This is a genomic window from Synechococcus sp. MW101C3 (genome assembly GCF_002252635.1).
In the GTDB taxonomy this organism is placed as follows: Bacteria; Cyanobacteriota; Cyanobacteriia; order PCC-6307; family Cyanobiaceae; genus MW101C3.
This window is the reverse complement of record NZ_NQKX01000001.1, coordinates 383,238-401,987: the sequence shown is the minus strand read 5'-3', so window position 1 is coordinate 401,987 and position 18,750 is coordinate 383,238. Positions and strand designations below refer to the sequence as shown.

22 protein-coding genes are annotated in these 18,750 nt (G+C 65.7%); 14 read left to right on the top strand and 8 right to left on the bottom strand.

Translation table 11 applies throughout. The features are described from left to right. Window positions 1-8 precede the first annotated feature (8 nt). Window positions 9-875, top strand: coding sequence for a dihydropteroate synthase (gene folP / locus CJZ80_RS02010; RefSeq protein WP_233132724.1), 867 nt, complete (start codon window positions 9-11; stop codon window positions 873-875). Here folP and CJZ80_RS02005 read toward each other — a convergent pair. Together CJZ80_RS02005 and CJZ80_RS02000 are read right to left on the bottom strand one after the other, a co-directional pair. After that, window positions 859-1,068 carry a hypothetical protein gene (locus CJZ80_RS02005; RefSeq protein WP_094510370.1) on the bottom strand — a complete coding sequence of 70 codons (210 nt, stop codon included), beginning with the start codon at window positions 1,066-1,068 and terminating at the stop codon, window positions 859-861. The two genes, folP and CJZ80_RS02005, sit on opposite strands and share 17 nt — an antisense overlap. Before the next feature lie 25 nt (window positions 1,069-1,093). Beyond that, window positions 1,094-5,116, bottom strand: coding sequence for a magnesium chelatase subunit H (locus tag CJZ80_RS02000; RefSeq protein ID WP_094510369.1), 4,023 nt, complete (start codon window positions 5,114-5,116; stop codon window positions 1,094-1,096). 147 nt (window positions 5,117-5,263) lie between these two features. On the opposite strand from CJZ80_RS02000, the gene dapB reads away from it, so the two are divergent. The 5 genes from dapB (at window position 5,264) to CJZ80_RS01975 (ending at window position 8,774) form a co-directional block, all read left to right on the top strand. Continuing rightward, window positions 5,264-6,142: a 4-hydroxy-tetrahydrodipicolinate reductase gene (gene dapB / locus CJZ80_RS01995; protein WP_369802969.1), complete on the top strand. Its 879-nt coding sequence runs from the start codon at window positions 5,264-5,266 to the stop codon at window positions 6,140-6,142. Between the two features lie 4 nt (window positions 6,143-6,146). Further along, window positions 6,147-6,791, top strand: a complete 645-nt coding sequence (locus tag CJZ80_RS01990) for a hypothetical protein (RefSeq protein ID WP_094510368.1) — start codon at window positions 6,147-6,149, stop codon at window positions 6,789-6,791. 154 nt (window positions 6,792-6,945) lie between these two features. Then, window positions 6,946-7,218: a high light inducible protein gene (locus tag CJZ80_RS01985; RefSeq protein ID WP_094510367.1), complete on the top strand. Its 273-nt coding sequence runs from the start codon at window positions 6,946-6,948 to the stop codon at window positions 7,216-7,218. A gap of 82 nt (window positions 7,219-7,300) precedes the next feature. Beyond that, on the top strand, window positions 7,301-8,527 hold the full coding sequence (locus CJZ80_RS01980) for an FAD-dependent monooxygenase (protein WP_094510366.1): 1,227 nt from the start codon (window positions 7,301-7,303) through the stop codon (window positions 8,525-8,527). Between the two features lie 34 nt (window positions 8,528-8,561). Continuing rightward, entirely contained in the window at window positions 8,562-8,774 is a 213-nt protein-coding gene (locus CJZ80_RS01975) for a DUF2949 domain-containing protein (protein WP_094510365.1), read from the top strand. 26 nt (window positions 8,775-8,800) lie between these two features. On the opposite strand, the gene CJZ80_RS01970 is transcribed toward CJZ80_RS01975, so the two are convergent. Further along, window positions 8,801-9,358 (bottom strand): adenine phosphoribosyltransferase, encoded by a 558-nt coding sequence (locus tag CJZ80_RS01970; protein WP_094510364.1) that lies wholly within the window; start codon window positions 9,356-9,358, stop codon window positions 8,801-8,803. Window positions 9,359-9,406: 48 nt separating this feature from the next. Between CJZ80_RS01970 and CJZ80_RS01965 the strand changes: the two genes are divergently transcribed. From CJZ80_RS01965 to CJZ80_RS01950, 4 genes are all read left to right on the top strand, one after another. Then, on the top strand, window positions 9,407-9,952 hold the full coding sequence (locus tag CJZ80_RS01965) for a DUF3038 domain-containing protein (RefSeq protein ID WP_094510363.1): 546 nt from the start codon (window positions 9,407-9,409) through the stop codon (window positions 9,950-9,952). Next, window positions 9,949-10,584 (top strand): DUF4335 domain-containing protein, encoded by a 636-nt coding sequence (locus CJZ80_RS01960; protein ID WP_094510362.1) that lies wholly within the window; start codon window positions 9,949-9,951, stop codon window positions 10,582-10,584. The genes CJZ80_RS01965 and CJZ80_RS01960 overlap by 4 nt, the downstream gene beginning before the upstream one ends. A gap of 173 nt (window positions 10,585-10,757) precedes the next feature. After that, window positions 10,758-11,003 carry a hypothetical protein gene (locus tag CJZ80_RS01955; protein WP_094510361.1) on the top strand — a complete coding sequence of 82 codons (246 nt, stop codon included), beginning with the start codon at window positions 10,758-10,760 and terminating at the stop codon, window positions 11,001-11,003. 10 nt (window positions 11,004-11,013) lie between these two features. Further along, complete coding sequence (locus tag CJZ80_RS01950; protein WP_198948199.1) at window positions 11,014-11,460, top strand: hypothetical protein; 447 nt, start codon at window positions 11,014-11,016, stop codon at window positions 11,458-11,460. A 30-nt stretch (window positions 11,461-11,490) separates the two neighbouring features. Here CJZ80_RS01950 and CJZ80_RS01945 read toward each other — a convergent pair whose 3' ends face one another. Beyond that, a complete protein-coding gene (locus CJZ80_RS01945; RefSeq protein ID WP_158217396.1) occupies window positions 11,491-11,943 on the bottom strand; it encodes an EF-hand domain-containing protein in 453 nt (150 codons plus the stop codon). A gap of 263 nt (window positions 11,944-12,206) precedes the next feature. Here CJZ80_RS01945 and CJZ80_RS01940 point away from each other — a divergent pair, with 263 nt between their 5' ends. From CJZ80_RS01940 to CJZ80_RS01930, 3 genes are all read left to right on the top strand, one after another. Next, window positions 12,207-12,932 carry a response regulator gene (locus tag CJZ80_RS01940; RefSeq protein WP_094510359.1) on the top strand — a complete coding sequence of 242 codons (726 nt, stop codon included), beginning with the start codon at window positions 12,207-12,209 and terminating at the stop codon, window positions 12,930-12,932. Window positions 12,933-12,935: 3 nt separating this feature from the next. Beyond that, complete coding sequence (locus tag CJZ80_RS01935; protein ID WP_094510358.1) at window positions 12,936-14,267, top strand: ATP-binding protein; 1,332 nt, start codon at window positions 12,936-12,938, stop codon at window positions 14,265-14,267. Window positions 14,268-14,349: 82 nt separating this feature from the next. Further along, window positions 14,350-14,769, top strand: a complete 420-nt coding sequence (locus CJZ80_RS01930) for a hypothetical protein (protein ID WP_094510357.1) — start codon at window positions 14,350-14,352, stop codon at window positions 14,767-14,769. 58 nt (window positions 14,770-14,827) lie between these two features. On the opposite strand, the gene CJZ80_RS15235 is transcribed toward CJZ80_RS01930, so the two are convergent. From CJZ80_RS15235 to CJZ80_RS01915, 4 genes are all read right to left on the bottom strand, one after another. Beyond that, on the bottom strand, window positions 14,828-14,965 hold the full coding sequence (locus CJZ80_RS15235) for a hypothetical protein (protein WP_158217395.1): 138 nt from the start codon (window positions 14,963-14,965) through the stop codon (window positions 14,828-14,830). 42 nt (window positions 14,966-15,007) lie between these two features. Continuing rightward, entirely contained in the window at window positions 15,008-15,487 is a 480-nt protein-coding gene (locus tag CJZ80_RS15410; RefSeq protein WP_198948198.1) for a hypothetical protein, read from the bottom strand. Between the two features lie 463 nt (window positions 15,488-15,950). Further along, a complete protein-coding gene (locus CJZ80_RS01920) occupies window positions 15,951-16,169 on the bottom strand; it encodes a hypothetical protein (RefSeq protein ID WP_094510356.1) in 219 nt (72 codons plus the stop codon). 153 nt (window positions 16,170-16,322) lie between these two features. After that, entirely contained in the window at window positions 16,323-16,586 is a 264-nt protein-coding gene (locus CJZ80_RS01915) for a DUF6737 family protein (RefSeq protein WP_233132723.1), read from the bottom strand. A 250-nt stretch (window positions 16,587-16,836) separates the two neighbouring features. On the opposite strand from CJZ80_RS01915, the gene CJZ80_RS01910 reads away from it, so the two are divergent. Continuing rightward, a complete protein-coding gene (locus tag CJZ80_RS01910) occupies window positions 16,837-18,705 on the top strand; it encodes a GGDEF domain-containing protein (RefSeq protein WP_144036870.1) in 1,869 nt (622 codons plus the stop codon). Window positions 18,706-18,750 lie beyond the last annotated feature (45 nt).

Genomic DNA, 18,750 nt, shown 5'->3' with positions numbered 1-18,750 from the left:
ACACGGCAATGGCAACGTCCGCGGCTCCGGCCCTGGCCTGGGGAACGCGCACCTATGTGATGGGGGTGCTCAACCTCACCCCCGATTCCTTCAGCGACGGGGGGCGCTATCCCACGCCGGAGGCGGCGCTGCGCCAGGCCCAGCGCATGGTGGTGGCGGGCGCCGATCTGCTTGACCTGGGCGGTCAGAGCACACGCCCCGGCGCCGCCGAGATCAGCGCCAGCGAAGAAATGGCCCGGGTGCTGCCGGTGCTCGCGCTGATCCGTGCCGCCTTTCCGGACGGCAGAGGGCCGTTGCTGTCGGTCGACACCTTTCGCGCTGCGGTGGCCGAGGCGGCCCTGGCCGCCGGTGCCCACTGGATCAACGACGTCAGCGGTGGGCGGCGCGAGCCGGAGCTGTTACAGGTGGTGGCGGCAGCCGGCTGCCCCTACGTGCTGATGCACAGCCGCGGCGACAGCCGCACCATGGACCAGCTCGCCACCTACAAGGCTGTGACGGCAGAGGTGGGCGAGGAGCTGCTGCGGGCCACGGAGCGGGCCGTGGCCGCCGGAGTGAACACCGCGCAGGTGATCTGGGATCCGGGCCTGGGCTTCGCCAAGACCACCGAACACAACCTCACCCTGGTGCGTGAGTTGAGCCAGTTGCGTGCCGCAGGCTTCCCCCTGCTGGTGGGCCCTTCACGCAAACGCTTCATCGGCGCTGTCCTGGAGGAGCCACGGCCGCGGGCACGCCTGTGGGGAACGGCGGCGGTGAGCGCCTTGGCCATCAGCCAGGGAGCCGATGTGCTGCGTGTGCATGATGTGGGCCCGATCGCCCAGACGGCCCGCATGGTGGACGCCGTCATGAGGTCGCAGGGGCTCAGTCTTGAGGGGTGAGGAAGCGGCCGGAGAGGCGCACCGCCAACACCACCGCCGCGATCCCGTACGAGGTGAACGTGATCGCCTGAGCAACCGTGCCGGCGGCGTACGCGCCGCGCTCCAGCAGCACGAAATCGGCCAGGGAAGACGCCGTGCCCCAGAGCAGCACCCAGACGCTCACGTAAGACACACCTTTGAGGGCTGGAGACATAAAAGAGGACCGCGATGGGTTGACCTTAAGCGGTGGTGACCCCTTCAATGCGATCTTCGATCTCCTGGTAGATCTCCTGCAGTTGGGCGATGTTTTCATCGCTGGTCTCCCAGTAGCCGCGGCCGTTGACTTCCAGCAGCGTGCCCACGATGCGGCGGAAGCTGTGGGGGTTGAGCTCCATCAGCCGCTTGCGCATCTCCTCATCGTTGATGAAGGTGTCATTGGCCTCCTCGTACACGAAGTTGTCGACAGCGCCGCTGGTGGCACTCCAGCCCAGGGTGAAGTTGAGCCGCTTGGCCACCTCACGCACACCCTCGTAGCCGGAGTTGAGCATGCCCTCATACCACTTGGGGTTGAGCAGCTTGGTCCGTGAATCGAGGCGGATGGTTTCGCTCAGGGAGCGCACCTGGGCGTTGGCGGTGGTGGTATCGGCGATGTAGCTGGTGGGGGCCTTGCCGTCGTCGCGCAGGCCGGCGATCAGCTTGGTGGGGTCGGAGTCGAAGTAGTGGCTCACGTCGGTGAGCGAGATCTCCGCCGAATCCAGGTTCTGGAAGGTTACGTCGGCGGTTTTCATCGCCGACTCGAACACCTCCCGGTTCTGGTTCATCTCCCCGGGGTTGTCGGCATTGAAAGCGAAGGTTTTGCGCGAGAGGTACATCTCCTGCAGCTCGCCCTCCTCCTCCCAGGTGCTGTTCTCCACCGCCAGGTTCACGTTGGAGCTGTAGCTGCCGCTGGCATTGGAAAACACCCGGGTGGCCGCCTCGCGCAGGCTGATGCCCTGGGCCGCAGCCTGCTCCTTGCTGTGCTTGCGCACAAAGTTCATCTCCATGGGCTCATCGGCCTCGGCGGCCATCTTCACGCCCTGATCGATCAGCCCCATCTGATTGATGAAGAGATCGCGAAACACCCCGGAGCAGTTCACCACCACATCGATGCGGGGGCGCCCCAGCTCCTCCAGCGAGATCAGCTCCAGCTTGTTCACGCGGCCGAGGGAATCGGGCACGGGGCGCACACCGATGAACCAGAGGATCTGCGCCAGCGATTCGCCGTAGGTCTTGATGTTGTCGGTGCCCCAGAGCACGCAGGCGATCGTCTCCGGCCAGGTTCCCTGTTCGGCTCGCTGGCGTTCGATCAGCCGGTCGACCACCACCTTGGCTGCCGCGATCGCGGCGCGGGTGGGAATCGCCTGGGGATCAAGGGCGTGGATGTTCTTGCCACTGGGCAGCACGCCGGGATTGCGGATCGGATCACCGCCGGGGCCTGGGATCACATATTCGCCATCAAGAGCCCGAAGCAGGCTCTCCATTTCCATGTCGGCGCAGATCTGCTCGAGGCAGAAGCGCAGATAGCCGAACAGGTTGTCGAGCTCGGCGGCATCCACCCCGGGAAAACCCGCCGCCCGGCAGGCGCTCAGCCAGGGGCTGGGCAGCCGCACTCCGAAACGCTCCAGCAGATCGAAGAACCAGCCGAAGTTGCCGCGCAGGTTGACGCGGCCATCGCTGCCGGTGACGGAACGCACCATCGAGGCCACCGCCTTGCGGCACGCCTCGGTGATCGTCTGGTTGAGCTCCACATCCGCCAGCACACCGGCGTCATTGCCTTTGTAGACATCGGTGATCGTGCGGCCGAGGCTTTCGGCCAGCAGGGCCGGCAGGCTGCGGTAGCCCTCCTCTTCCCGCTCAAGGGCGGCGATGTTCACCAGGGTGGCGATCGCCTCCTCGGCGGTGGGGGGCTTGCCGATCGTGTGCAGGCCACAGGGCAGCAGCCGGCTCTCGATCTCCATCAGCTGGCGGTACACCGCCCCCACCACGGCGTCACGGCCATCGAGATCGAGCGCGCTGGCTTCCCCCTCCGGCAGGGTCACGTCCTTGTCGAGGTTGCACTGACGCGCCGTTTCCACGATCGCGTTGACGATCTGCACACCCCTGGAGCTCTCACGCAGCTGCTGGTAGGAACCCACCAGCTCGCCCAGCTCCTTGAGCCCCTTGTAGAGGCCGGCGTTTTCAGCTGGAGGGGTGAGGTAGCTGATCGTGGCGGCGTAGCCGCGCCGCTTGGCGATCGTGGCCTCCGAAGGGTTGTTGGCCGCGTAGTAGTAGAGGTTGGGCAGGGCACCGATCAACGAATCGGGGTAGCAGGTTTCGCTCATGCCCATCTGCTTGCCGGGCATGAACTCCAGCGAGCCGTGGGTGCCGAAGTGCAGCACCGCATCGGCGCCCCACACCTTCTCCAGGTAGGTGTAGTAGGCGGCAAAACCGTGATGGGGGCTGGCGCTGCGGGAATAGAGCAGCCGCATCGGATCGCCCTCGTAGCCGAAGGTGGGCTGCACCCCCACGAACACGTTGCCGAAGTGGCGGCCGTAGATCAGCAGGTTGGTGCCATCGGAGTTGAGGTTGCCGGGCGGCTTGCCCCAGTTCTCCTCGAGCCGCTCGGAATAGGGAGTGAGGCGCTCGTACTCCTCCACGCTCATGCGGTGGGCGATCGCCAGCTCCGGAGCACCCTGCAGCGCTTCGGGGTCATTGATCACCGCTTCCATCAGCGCCTTGGCATCCCGCGGCAGGTTCTGCACGTCGTAGCCCTTGCGCTTCATCTCCTCCAGCACCCGGTGAATCGAGCCGAACACGTCGAGGTAGGCGGCGGTGCCCACATTTCCCTTGTCGGGCGGGAAGCTGAACACCGTGATCGCCAGCTTCTTGTCGATGCGCGGCTTGGTGCGCAGCGAAGCCCAGCGGATCACCCGTTCGGCGATCGCCTCCACCCGATCCTGCAGGGTGTGGGCCTTGCCAGTGGCGTCGTCGCGGCCGCTGAGCACGATCGGCTCGATCGCGCCATCCAGTTCAGGGATGGCGATCTGCAGGGCCACCTGGACCGGGTGCAGGCCCAGGTCACTTTCTTCCCACTCCTGGGTGGTCTGGAACACCAGGGGCAGGGCCACCATGTAGGGCCGGTTGAGCTTGGAGAGCGCCTCAATGGCGCGGGGATGGTCCTGGCGGGCCGGGCCGCCGATCAGGGCGAAGCCGGTGAGGCTCACCACCCCATCCACGATCGGCTGCTCGGGATTGAGCGGGTCGTAGAAGAAGGCCTTCACCGGTTTGGAGAAGTCGAGACCACCGCAGAACACCGGGATCACGGTGGCGCCGCGGTATTCGAGCTCCTGAATCACCGCCACGTAGTGGGCGTCGTCGCCGGTGACGATATGGCTGCGCTGCAGCACCAGGCCGATCACCGGGCCACTGCGGGCCTTGTCGCTCAGATCCTGCCGGCTGGCCTGCCAGTTGAGGTATTCCTTGAGGTCTTCGAACATCCCCGGCGCCATCGGGTGCCAGATGCCGAGGTCGGGGAACACCACCGGTTCGGCCACCTCCAGCAACGGGCGGTCGCTCTCACCGCGGGGAAAGGCGTACTTGTCGGCCAGCATCAACAGGAAGTTGCGCAGGTTGTCCGGCGTGCCGCCCAGCCAGTACTGAAAACTCAGCATGAAGGAGCGGGCATCCTGCGCCTTCTCCACCGGCAGGTACTTGAGCACCGTCGGCAGGGTGTTGAGCAGCTTCAACATCGCGTCCTGGAAGCCGGCCCCATTGGCCTCCTTCCGCTTCTTCATGAAGCTGGCGATGGCGCTCTTGCTCTGGCCCAGCTGCGCCATCGAGAAGGTGCCCAGCTTGTTGAGGCGCATCACCTCGGGCATCGAGGGGAACACCACCACGGCTTTGAGCCGGTCGCGGTGGGGGGCCACGGCCTCCACCACCTTCTGGGCCAGGTCCTCGATGAAGATCAGCGAGGCGATGAACACGTCGGCTGCCGCCACATCGGCGCAGAAGGCGGCGTAGTTCTCCGGATCACGCAGCTCCTCGATCAGGTAGCCGCACAGCTCCACCGCCAGGGCCGGGTTGTGTTCGTTGAGGCTGGTGGCGGCCGTGGTGAGGGCGTTCTGGTACTGGGGTTCGAGCACCACATACACCGCCTTCATCACCGGGCGGCCGTCCGAGCCCGCAGGGGCGGCGCATCCGGCCGGGCTGACCCGACGGCTGGCGGAGCGGACCTGCGTGAACATGGGCGTGCAGATTGAGCAATGTGAAGGAGCCTACGGAAAGCGGCGGCGGCAGGTGGGGTTTCCGGCCAAGGCGTAACAGGCCCGTACCCAGCCGGCCTGCCCCGCGACGGCCATAGGCTCGCCCCAGCGAAGAGCCTGTCTGCGCCCATGACCGCCACCCCACCACCGGCGCCTGCGATGCCGCCCGCCACTTCGGCGGAGCCGATCCCCGTGGTGGTGGCCGGCGCCCTCGGCCGCATGGGCGCGGAGGTGATCAGGGCCGTGCTGGCCGCCCCCGATTGCGCCTTGGTGGGAGCCATCGACACCACCCCCGGGGCCGAGGGCGACGACGTGGGCGAGCGGCTGGGCCTGGGGCCGCTGGAGCTGGCGGTCACGGCCGATCTGGAAGGTTGCCTCTGCCAGGCCAGCCAGGCGGCCCGCCACCAGAGCGCCGGCGCCGTGCTGGTGGACTTCACCCATCCGAAGGTGGTGTACGAGCACACCCGCGCCGCCATCGCCTACGGGGTGCACCCGGTGATCGGCACTACAGGCCTCTCCCCCACGCAGCTGGAGGATCTGGCCAGTTTTGCCGCCAAGGCGGGCGTCGGCGGTGCCGTGATCCCCAACTTCTCGGTGGGCATGGTGCTGCTGCAGCAGGCCGCCGCGGCCGCCGCCCGCTTCTACGACTTCGCCGAACTCACCGAACTGCACCACAACCGCAAGGCCGATGCCCCCAGCGGCACCTGCATCAAGACCGCCGAGCTGATCGAGGAGCTGGGGAAATCCTTCAATGCCGCCCAGGTGGAGGAGACCGAAACCCTGGCGGGCTGCCGCGGCGGCCGGCGCGAGAGCGGCCTGCGGCTCCATTCGGTGCGCCTGCCCGGTCTGGTGGCCCACCAGGAGGTGATGTTCGGCGCGGCGGGCGAAACCTATACCCTTCGCCACGACACGATCGACCGCTCCGCCTACATGCCCGGCGTGCTGCTCACCGTGCGCCGGGTGCGGCAGCTGCAGGGGCTCGTCTACGGCCTCGAACGTCTGCTCTGAGGCCATGCTGGTTCCCGTCAAGCCCGCTGAGCTCCAGAAACTGATCCCGGCGGTGGCCAGCGGTCCGCAGTTCAACGCCTGCAGCGGCAACCCCCGCAAGATCCTGCAGCGGGTGCTGATCGCCGTGATCGGTGGGGTGATCTCGCTGCTGATCGCCCAGAGCCAGTTCTCCTACCGCTTCGGGCCGGTGTGGCTGGTGGCGGGCTTCGTGTTCCTGCTTTATGTGCTCTGGGGCCCGATCCTGGAGGCGGGGCGCAAGAACAGCGTGCTGCGCCGCTACCCGGCAGGGGCGATCTTCGAAGGGGTGGTGGCCGATCTGTTCACCCGCGAGCTGGTGGAGGAACGGAAGGAGCAGGCCGATGCCCGCGGAAGGCTGGAGCTGGTGGAGAACCGTCGCACCTGGCTGTGCCTGGAGCTGGAAGACGACGACGGTTACCTGGGCCAGATCCGCTTCCCGATGGAAAAGAAGCACAAGGTGATCCGCCGGGGCATGGTGATCCGTTGCCTGGCCCTGAGCGAGCGGCCCGATTTCGTGCGCATCGGCGCCCTCACCGACGCCTGGTTGCCGCAGCTGAAGCTCTGGGTCGGCGAGTACCCCTATCTGCTGCGCCCAGCCTTCGAGGAGCTCTGCCTGCGGCGCCTGCGCTGAAGCCCACCGCCAGCCAGCGCCGTGGCCGCGCAGACACCGGGTCGCCTCCACCGGGGTGCTTGGACTGGGGAGGGCATGCGCCTGAGCATTCGCGACATCCGTTTACGTTGCGCAATATTCTGTTACATTGATCCCATCACCACCGAGGAGCCCCATGGCCCAGGCCACCACCACCGCCCCCGTCTCCGCCACTGAGCGCGCCACCATTCGCGGCGCCACCGTCACCACCGAAGACGGCGGCCGCCTCAATGCCTTCGCCACCGAGCCCCGCATGGAAGTGGTGAGCGCCGAGAGCGGCTGGGGCTTCCATGAGCGCGCCGAGAAGCTCAACGGCCGTATGGCCATGCTCGGCTTCATCGCCCTGCTCGCCACTGAGTTCGCCCTCGGCGGTGAGGCCTTCACCCGCGGCCTGCTCGGCATCGGCTGATCGCCCGCCCCCACGGGCCGGTGGGGATCACCGGCCACGCCCCCTCAACCAGCCGCAGCAGAATTCTGCTGCGGCTTTTTTCATGGGCGATTCCCTGGACCGGCATTCCGACCATCTGACCAGCGAGCTGCAGGCCCGGGTCCGCGGCGCCGGTCCCACCGGCGCCCTGGCCGCCCTGGCCCTGGCCGAGGCCGGCTGGCTGGTGGAGCTGGAGGATCCGCTCACCGCCAGCCAGCTGCTGGCCCTCAACCGCGCCTACGCGCTCACCCATTCCAGCCGCCGACTGCTGGAGCGCCTGCAGCTGTGGGAGGAGCTCGCTCCGGCGCTGGCGCCGTTCCGAGCCCTGGAACTCCACGACCTCGAGCTGGGCCTACAGGTGCCCTTCACCGCCCGCGATCTCGGCCGCCGGGCAGCGTCACCCTCCACCGCCCCGGCGTCCACAGGTTCAGCCTCCAGCGGCGACGACGCCGTGGGCTGGGTGGTGCGCCACACGCCCCTGATGGAGCTGCTGCTGAGGCGGCTGGAGGGTGATGGGCGCGTGCAGCTGGCGCTCGGCAGCCCCGGCAGCCAGACACCGGTGGATCTGCTGGTGGCGGCCGAGGGCGCCGCCTCCTCCACCCGTCAGAGCCTGGGTCTGGCCCACTGGCGCCTTCCTTACAGCCAGTCGTGTCTGAGCGTGCAGGTGCGCCTGCGCGGCTCCGCCAGCGATCAGGCCTGGGAGCTGTTCCGCGCCGAGGGCCCCTTCGCCGTGCTGCCCCTGGGCGGCGATCGCTTTCAGCTGGTGTGGAGCGGCCCGGCCCAGCGCATGCGGCGGCTGGAGAGCCTCGACCCCGTGGCCTTTCTCGACCGGCTGGCCGGCACCCTGCCCGATGGCCTGCAGGCCGACGCTCTCCTGGACGCGCCGCGGGCATTCCCCGCCGCTCTGGAGCTGAGCGGGGGCTTTCACCGGGGCAACACCGTGCTGGTGGGCGAGACCATGCACCGCTGCCACCCGGTGGGGGGGCAGGGCCTCAACCTCTGCTGGCGAGATGTGGCCGTGCTGCACAAACTGGCGGCCCGCACCGCCCGGGGCAGGCTGCGCCTCAGCCGGCTGCCGGCGGCCTACGGCCGTCGCCGTTGGCCCGATGTGCTGCTCACCCTGCTGGCCACCGACGCCCTGGTGCGGCTGTTCTCGAACCGGCAGTGGCCACAGCGCAGCGTGCGCCAGCTCGGCCTGGGTCTGCTGGGCCGGCTGCCGCTGCTGCGGCGCCTCAGTCTCCGGACCATGACCCTCGGTCCTTGCCAGCTACTGGCGCGCTGGTCAGAGTGATGGCGAACTCCAGCCGGTGCTTCCCTTCCGGGCCATGGTGAAGAGCACCTCCCCCCAACCGGTGCCATCGTCCGCGCTGGTGCGTTACCTGCGCCGGGAGCTGGGTCTGAGCGAAAACGCCCTGGCCCTGGGTGTCAAGCAGGCCCAGCTGGAGCAGGCGCCGCTGCCGGTGATTCTCTGGCGGTTCGGGCTGATCAGCCTGGAGCAGCTCGATCAGGTGCTCGGCTGGCAGGACAGCCAGGATTAAGGACGGTTCAGACCTGCCGCCGTCCCTCAGCTGTAAATGATCAGCGACTCCACCGGATGTCCACCGGGCAGCCGCCGGCGGCCCTCCAGGCCGGCCAGCTCGGCCACGAACCCGAAGCCGCAGAGCGCCCCACCGGCCTCCTCCACCAACTGAGCGCAGGCGGCGGCGGTGCCACCGGTGGCGAGCAGGTCATCGACGATCAGCACACGAGCGCCATCGGCGAGGGCATCGTGCTGGATCTCCAGGCGATCGGTGCCGTACTCCAGCGCATAATCCACGCCACGCACCTGCCCGGGCAATTTGCCGGGTTTGCGCACCGGCACGAAGCCCAGCTCCACCACGGTGGCCAGGGCAGTGCCCACGATGAAGCCGCGGGATTCGATCCCCACGATCAGTTCGGGCTGCAACCGCTCGCACACCTCTCTCAGCTGGCGCATCACCTCCTGCCAGCCGAGCGGATCACGCATCAACGGGGTGAGATCCCGGAACAGGATGCCGGGCTTGGGGAAGTCAGGAATGTCTCGCACCAGCTGGCGCAGATCGGGCGGCTGTGCCCTTTCGAGCGAAGGAGATAGGGCGGCCATGGCGGGGGCGGATGACGGATCGGCTCAGGCGCTGGCATCATCGCAGCCATGGCCGATGCAACCCTGACTGAATCCCGATCCCCCAGCCGGCTCAACCGGCGCGGACTGGAACGGCTGGATCTGATGCTGTTGAGCGTGGAAGCCCTCGATCTCAACGGGGGGGAAGCGATGGTGTTCATGGCCCGCCAGCTGGGCTTCGGCGACCTCTTCCCCAACCGGGTGGAGCTGTGGAAACGGCGTTGCTACAACCCACTGCGCCTGGCCTGCCGCCGGGGCGAACTGAGCGAAACCGAAACCGACGCGCTGATCTCGGTGCTGTGCGCCCTCGCCGAGCGCATCTATCCCATGCTCCGCCAGCTGCTGTCATCGTCTGAGCCGGATGTGGTGAGCGTCCAGCGCTGGGAATTGTTCCGCCAGCGCCTCGAGGAGCTGGTGCGGGAACGGCTGAACCCCCGCCGCGGGGGGGTTCAGAAGCTCCTTGACCCCGCGGAGGGTGCCCGTCGCCGTCTTCAGCTCGTGCAGAGTCTGGCCCTCGGCGCCGGCGCGGGGGGATTTGACCGTCTCAAGGCCAGCCTTATGGATGCCGCGGCATGAAACAGAGTTATCGCTACGAGCAGACAAGCTGCCGCCTGCGCCTTGATGGCCTTCCGGATCTGTCCGCCTCCCAGGACGGCGATGCGATCGGCATCCTGACGGGCTGGGAACTCGACCTGATCGGGCGGCCGTCGCTGGAGGGAAAACGCAACCACCTTGAGGCCCTGCTGAGCGTGGTGTTGCCCTATGCCCGCCACCTGGTGAGCGGGGTGCCGCGCCGCTTCGGTGGTGAAGGTTCACCGGTGCAGATCGAGCCCCTCGGCTCTGGCGAACAGAGCCGGCACCGCCTGCGGCTGTTCAGCAGCCAGCCGGACACGCCTCCCCTCGAACTCGACTTCGACGACGCCGAGCTGGCAGATCTCGTGCGCTGCCTCGACCAGTTGCGGCTCGATCCACGTGTGCAGCTCGGCTTCACAATTCCCACCGAGCTGCCGCTGCAGCGCCGCGAAATCCTCGAGCGGGTACCGCTGCGGCGACGGTTGCTCTCCCCGGCGGCAGGGTTGGCAGCGCTGGTGATCACCTCCTCGCTCAGCCTGCTGGTGCCGCTGCCCAAGCCTGTCGCCCCGGGAGGAGAGACCCGACCGGCCGCCACCAGTGCACCGACGACCCCACCGGCCCAAACCGCCCCCTGAACCAGCACCGAGCGTTGCGATCCCAACACCTGGCCCCCAGAACACCCATTACTCTTTCAATGTGTGATCAACGGCACATGGGGAGACGGCTAGGTCCCATGACCGGAACTGGCACACTCCGCCGGCGGGATCCCATCCGTTGAAGGAAAGAACCAAGCCTTGAACACTGCCCGATGACAAAGAGCTGGTCGGAATTGCGGCGCCGCGTGATTCGCCTCGGAGCCTCCTTGGATGTGGTGGTGCGCAGCGATCCGGAAGTGTGCGGCCTCAGCGGCAAGGACTTCCACCTGTCGCTTCACCACGGCGGCCAGGGCGACTGCACCGTGGAAGGGCTCAGCCTGGTGGATTGTCCGAACGAACTGGTGTTGATTGAGTTCGAGCGCTGGATGCGAGGCGCTGGGTACTCCTTCGACACCTGAGCCTGTGGCGATGAACCGCAAACCCGATCCCGGGTTCACCCCCAAGACGGTTCGCAAGGTGTTTCGCAAGCGACGCACCCGTTCAACCTTGCGCGAGTGCCTGCTCGCCTTGCTCAACGCGACTATCGGGCTGGGGTTGCTGGTGGCGCTGCTGCAACTTCCCTCTCGGCTGGATTCGCTCCTGCTGGTGAGCAAAGTCATCAGTGCCGTGCTCGCTGGCCTCGGCCAGATCGGGCTGGGCCTGCTGCAGTTGCTCGCCGGGCTGGCCCAGCTGCTGGGCCTGCTGGTGGTGGTGGCGCTGGCCGTCGGTGCCCTGTGGTTGATGGGCAACGGAGTGTTCCGGCTGGTGCGCCTGCTGGTTCCGGGTGTGGGCAACAGCCTGCGGCTACCGCCGGGCATGGGCCGGGCCATGGCCAAGCTCACCACGATCCGTCCGCCCACGCGACCGCCGCACTAACCCGCAAACCGCCTTCATATCCTGCCGGCGTCAATGTCCTGGGGACAGTGAACGGCGCAACCACCACAGCTCCTCCAACGAAACGCTGCGATCGCGGTTGCGATCCGCTTCGGTGAACTGCCGCCACAGCCATGGGAACCCCGCCGCCTCAGCAGGACTGAGCTGGCCGTCGCGGTTGGTGTCGGCGCGCCGAAAGGTGTCCTGCAGGCGGTTGCCGAGGAAGTGACGCTGGTTCGGGGCCAAGTCCGAGGGCAGTAAGTACCCCCGCCGGCCCTGATCAAGCCGATTGAAATTGATTTCCAGAAACGGATGTCCCCTCACTTCGGCCGGGGTCAGGCGGCCATCGCCATCCCGATCCAGCCGCTGAAACCAGGCTTCCAGCTTCTGTTGATACCTCAGCAGTTGCAAGGTCTCCTGGCACTGCACCGCAGCGGGGCTGACCACCAGGCACCACAAGGCAAGCAGGGAAAGCAGGCGCACCATGGGCCACTGCGCCGCAGGGTTGCATCGCGCCAGAACAACGGCGCGCTGGGGGCGGGATCGAGGGCCTGGCCGTGGCATGCGAGCACCTTATGGAGAAGGTGGCGTCATGGGGTGACCGCGAGCCAGCTGATTCTGAGCAAGCCATGACCGGATCCGACCGTTCCCGGCTTGGGTCATCTTTGAACATGTCCCTCGCCCGTGTCCTCAGGCTTGCTCTGGTCATTCCTCCATACAGTCGGTGCAGAACGGGACTTCTCCCAGCCATGAGCCGAGCCCACACCATCTGGGTGGTGGATGACGACCCCGAACTTCGCCAGCTGCTCAGCAGCTATCTCACCGATCAGGGTTACGAGGTGCGCTGCCTCAACGATGGCCGCCAGCTGATCGCGCGCCTTGAATTCCAGCGCCCCGATCTGGTGGTACTCGATCTGATGCTGCCGGGCGAGGACGGGCTCACCCTGCTGCGCCGTCTGCGCGACAACCAGGACGACCTGCCGGTGGTGATGCTCACGGCCAAGGGCGAGGCCGTGGACCGGATCATCGGCCTTGAACAGGGAGCCGATGATTACCTCGCCAAGCCGTTCCTGCCGCGGGAGCTCACCGCCCGGATCGAGGCGGTGCTGCGGCGCCGCGGCAACCTGCCGGCCGGCACCCCGGTGGCCGGCGGTGAACTGGTGGAATTCGGCGACAACGTGCTGGATCTTTCGGCGCGAACGCTTGAACGGGAAGGCAAGAGCATCACGATCACCAGCGGGGAATTCAGCCTTCTGGCCGCTTTCGTGCAGCATCCCCACCGCCCACTGTCGCGTGAACGCCTGATCGAACTGGCCCGCGGTCCAGACAGCGACACCGACAGCCGCAGCATGGACGTGCAGGTGTCACGTGTTCGCCGCCTGATCGAACCTGATGCCAGCCGCCCTCGCTACCTTCAGACGGTGTGGGGCTACGGCTACGTGTTCGTGCCGGATGGGGCCCCGCGGGGCCGCTGAGTCATGGCGGCCTCCCTGCGTTCGGCGGCGCTGCTCTGGCGCCTGGGGGGCTTCTTTCTCGGCGGCTGGGGGCTCAGTCTGCTGCTGCTGCAGATGTTGCTCGGCTCCACCCTCGGCCGCTCTCAGATCGACCAGATGGGTCCGCAGGTGGCCCTGAATCTGCGCCTTTCGGAGCTGGCACTGGAGCGTTTTCCACCGTCCACGGTTTCCCAGCTCAGCGGCCTGCAGCTCGGGGTAGGGCAACCACCCCGGCCGCGGCGTCGGCCCTGGTGGCAGGGCCAGGCCAGCGATGCCCTGCTCGACCGCCAGGCCGCCCAACTGCAGCTCGAACTCTGCCGCCGCCTGCCACGCTGTCCGGTGGTGGTACCCACCGAGGGCGAGAACCGCGGGGTGTGGATCGAGCTGGCCTCACCGCTGGAGCCGGTGTGGCTCTATGCCGCTATCCGTCCCCAGCTCGGTTGGCCGCCCGATCCGCAGCTGGTCACACTCTCGCTGGTGAGCGGCAGCATCATGGCGGGCGCCTTGTTTCTGCTGCTCGAAGTGCAGCGGCCTCTGCGGCAGCTCGAGCGGGCGCTCGGCCGCGTCGGCCTGGAAACGCAACCGGATCGTCTCTCCCAGCGGGGAGCGCCGGAGGTGCGGCGGCTGGCAGGGCACTTCAACGCCATGCTCGAACGGCTGGACAACAGCGAACGCGACCGGGCCACGATGCTGGCCGGCATTGCCCACGATCTAAAGAGTCCGCTCACCCGCCTGCGGCTGCGCCTGTCGCTGGGCAAGGGACCGGATCTGGTCAGCAGCGAGCGGGCCAAAGCGGAGGCGGATCTCGACGATCTCGAGCGGATCACTGGCCAGTTCCTGCTGTTCGCTGGCGGCGGCGGCAGCGAGCTGGCCGTGGAGGTGCCGCTCGAAGAGCTGCTGGCGGAACTGGCGGCGCGCTACGACGGTCGCCCGCTCGAGCTCGACCTGACCCCCGTGCAGGCCTGGGTGCAACCGATCGCCCTGGGCCGGGCCGTCGCCAATCTGATCGACAACGCCCTCAGCTACGGGGAGCCGCCGGTGCGGCTCCGGCTGCGCCCTTTGCCTCGGCAGGGTTTCGAGATGGAGGTCTGGGATCAGGGGAAGGGCATCGCCGAAAGCCAGCGCTCCCAGGCCCTCCTACCGTTCCAACGGCTCGATCAGGCCCGCGGCGGCCACGGGCACTGCGGCCTGGGCCTGGCGATCGCCCAGCGGGTCGCCCGCGCCCATGGCGGCGACGTGTCGCTGGTCACCGGCGAGCCCACCGGTTTCTGTGTGCGCTTCACGGGGCATTCGCTGAACCCGCGTCAGGCGAGCTGATTCCTGGCCGTGACGGGGCGGTGATGATGGGCAGACCATCGACTGCCTGCCTCCGCACCGCTGTCCCCCTGCTGCCTTCCCCATGTCCCCACCCCGGTCGTCCGATCTCCCCGATGGCGAAGCCCCCGATGGCGATGACCAAAATGGCGATGCATGGGAAGACGATCTGCAGGAACGGGACGGGGCCGATCCCACTCCGGCGATTCCAGCCACCGCGCCGTTACTGGGGCCTGATGGAACGCTGCTTTACACCGGCAGCGATGGAATGCAGTACATCGTCTGCGGCGACCCCGATGCGGCGGAGCGCGCACGGCTTCTGGGTGCCTTCGAAGCGCTGCGGGCTGGAGCAGGTCCGCTGGAGGAACTGATCCAGGCCAGCCGGAGCTGGCGGGATGCCGCCTGTGGCCGCGGCCTCAGCCAGGAGCAGGCCACCGAGGTGTTGCTGGGCCGGTTGAGGCAGGCACTGGGCGATGGGGCTGATCCTGCCGACGAATCCACTTGAGCATCGACGTGAGCGGCCGGTCTGGACAGGACTGGCCGGGCTCTGGCCTGACTCCGCCTCAGCTCAGCCGGGCCAGCCAGAGCCCGGCCAGCTGCCACGACGACCAGAGGAACGCCAGCAGGAAGAGCCAGTTGAGCCAGGCCGGCCGGCGCTTGTTTTCCGGAATCATCTCCGCCGTCCCCACTGAGGCGATCATCGCAGGCGCTGTGAAGCCAGGGCCCATGCGGCAGGAGCGAGCTCAGGGCTCGGGGCAGGACACCAGCCGGTGAGGCAGCTCGCTGCCGGGACACAGCCCCCAGGTGCGCCCGGAATCGGAATGCAGCCAGCGCACCACGCGAGCACCACCTGTTGCACCTGGCGGTTTCGGCTCAACCTGTCCCGCCTCGATCAGCTTCTGCGCCGGCATCACCTGCTGCAAGATCGCCTGCTCTGGCAGCGTGATCACGCTGAGGTTCACGGCATCGCGGCGGTAGTCGTAGCGGCAGAAACCCAGGCCCGTGCCCGAGCAGTCACTCAGGCTGGCCAGGCTGTTGCCGGCCAGCTTGCGATCAAGCGCATCCGGCTGGCGCCCGGGGGCCGGGCGCCAGCCGAGCCTGCGCAGATGCCTGTCGGCGGCCAATACCGGCCAGCCCACCCGCAGCAGACCCGCCAACGCCGGCGGCGAGGGAACTGGGGGAGCCGAGCCAGTGAGCAGGGCAGCACCCAGCAGGCCTGCCAACCCCCCCGGCAGCAGAACGAACGCACGGGAGGAGCACCGGCGCGCGATCCCCTGGGACAGGGCGGGAAATGGAGGGGTGGATCTTCTGCGCATGCCGTGATGGCCACCCGAGCCGTTTTTTCCTTCCTGGGATTCCCTGGCTGGGGAGCCCTTCATCTGCACCTGCCCCACGCGGGCAACCCGGCCGCCGCTGCTCTGCGGTTGGAAACGGCAAGCCTTGACGGCGAAGCCGAACACCCAGGAGCAGGAGGCGGCGGCGGTGGGCTGCTCACGGGCTTTCTGCGTCGCTATGGGGAAGGAGAGCCCGTGCCCTCCCCTGATCACTGTCTTGGCTGCCTCTACCGCTATCGGATCGTGTTCCGGGCCTCAGGTCGCTGGCCCCTGCGGATCTCGATGTGGTCGCGCTCCGAGGATGAGTCCATTTGGAGCCGACATTGCGGCCCGATGCCCCTGGAGGACTTTGTCAATCGGTTTCATCCGGGAGAGCTCCAGCAGGAATCGGCCCCGGGCGCTTGGCCCGCCTGAGGTCGTGGAGGCCTTCGAGCTGGTTGTACACCGCCAGCAGTTGCAGGCGGATGTGATCGGTGTTCTCGAGTTTGGCGAGGCTGGCCAGAGCCAGCTCAATCTGGGCTTTGCTGTCGATCAGCAACCGGCACTCGTTCGTACCCGGTTCGTAGCTCATGGTGTCGTTCTCTGATCAGGGCTCATGCGGATCGCCATCGGCAGGGTCCCTGCGTTAGCGCCATGAGAGACACCCTATTCAAGGGTCTGGGCACTCCCCTGCTGTCAGATCGGTTGCCATTTCCACAGCTGTTCGTCCGCTGGTCACACCCGGTCACGGGTCCAGGTCCGGGGATTCATTGACGCCCGGATCAGTCACACCACCAGCGTCCATGAGCTGGCCATCTTCGGCAGCAGCAGGCACCAGCACCAGGAACAGCCACCACCACGCCAGTACGGCGGCCACCACCGGTGCGGAGATCCACCAACGAGGCAGCAGCACAAGGCTGGCCGCGCCTATAGCAAGGCCGGTGCCGACGATCGACCAAGGCTGGCACCACCAGGGCTTGTGGCTCCAGAACTGGGCAGATGGGGTCATCAGAAAGCCCAAGAGACATGTTTGTCCATTCTGACGGAGGCCACCGATCACATTCTCAGGGAATGGTCATCGGCACGCGCTCACGGGCAGAGGCGCTTCGGGGGACAGGGCGAACAACAAGCCCTGTTGACGGCATACAAGCCTTCCTGAGGAGGCATGCGAGCGCACAAAATCAGCCGGCAGAAGAGGCCCAGTAACGATCCATACGAAACTTGGCAGGCGCATCAATCATTAAGCATGTATATTAAGTTTGGAGCCATTTCCTTCCGGAAAACACTTTTTGCCGGCCCGCCAACCACATCCCACGATCCCGGCCTTTGCCATACTCCTCTGGGGGGCCATCTTTGGCACCCTAATCAATGTTCCAATTACGATTGGCATTCATATCTTTTTTGGCTCGATCTTTGCCGTTCTTGCACTCCTCATCTGGCAGCAGTGGTGGGGATTGGCCATCGGCGGGCTCGCAGCACTTGTTACCTGGGCCACATGGGGGCATCCGTGGGGAACAATTATTTATGTTCTTGAAATCACCTGGCTATCGGTTGCCACAAACAGGGAGTCCAAGGCCCAGGAACGCGTTATCAACGATCGCATCATCCTTCACGATCTGACGTTTTGGCTTCTTGCTGGCATCCCACTTACATTCGTTTTCTATCACCTATTCCTGGGAGTTGATCTTACCCCTACTACCCTTATCGCTCTCAAACAGGCCGTCAATGGGGTCCTCAATACCTTGATGGCCGTGTTGCTGGTCCTGGTTTATCGGCTGTGGATCCGACCAAGGCCGGATCAGAGCGTTTCCATACGAACAGCAATATTCGCCTTTGGCCTTCTCTCCTTGCTCACGCCTTCACTGATCACATGGGGGCTATCTGCGAATCAACTCGTCAAAGTCTCGCAACGCGATGAACTGAATAACTTGGTCAACATTGCTCATGCCTCCCGATCCCTTCCCGATTCCTTTTTGAAAGACAAAGGATCAGATTTTTGGATTGGCAGAGAGCGCGTTGCAATTGAAAGAGAACGCAAAGTCACCACCCAATACAGCCAGACCAAAGTCAGCAGAGTCAATTCAAACCCAGCTCTTTTCCACATCCTGGATCACCAGTACGTGAATGGCAGCGCAAAATTCATCACTCAGAATGGACTCACGATCTTGATCCCTCAAGACGGCGATGTTCCCCTCATGAAGCTACTGAATAGCTACTGGGAAACAAAAGTTCAAATGCTAAATCAGGATTCCCAAGGGACTGCTCCCCTTGCCTCCAATGAGGTGATCACACGCGTTGTCTCTCCAGCGGCCCCACTCATCAGGAAGCTACAGAGGGAATCCTTGCATACATTTGGTCTTCTTGGCTTGTTGTTGCTTGTGGGAGTCTTGATCACCGAACAGCTTGCAAGGATGTTTGAGAATGAAATACAGAAGCTATTGAAGCCATTGACATCCGAGCCACGGGCCGAACTCTCAGGAGAATCGAGCATGCTGATGCCAACCTTGGCTGTAACCGCAATCAGCGAATTCGCCACAATGATCAATCTGATCAACATGCGAATTCAACGAATCAATCAGCTTACGCTTGAGCTCGCTCGCTCTCGCGATCAGATGGCCGAGCTGAGCATGACAGATGCGCTCACTGGCTGCAGAAATCGGCGCGATTTTCATTTGCGTTTAGGAGAGGAGGTGGCCAGAGCCAAGCGAAGTCAGCATCCCTTGACGGGGATTCTTCTTGATATCGATCACTTTAAGGAGATTAACGATCGCTTCGGACACCCCTTTGGAGACAAAGCACTTCAGGCCGTAGCCCATGCGGTCAGCACCGGCATACGGGCGACTGACTATTGTTTTCGCTATGGAGGCGAGGAGTTTGTGATCCTGTTGATTGACTGCCCACAGGACCGAGCTCTTGTGATCGCTGAATCTTTACGGTTCAAAGTGCAGGAGCTAAGGATCTCTAGCGGAGATGTTGCCACCTCGGTGAGCATGAGTCTCGGAGTCGCTTCGCTGCACCTTGAGGAAGACGACGCGGATACCTTCCTGGCACGCATGGACAAAGCGCTTTACACGGCAAAACGCAGCGGACGCAACAGTGTCGTGGTGGCCCCGGCTTATGAGCACTAAGACCAATCCGGCTGGCTGCGCCGACGGAGAAATGACTCGGTAGCT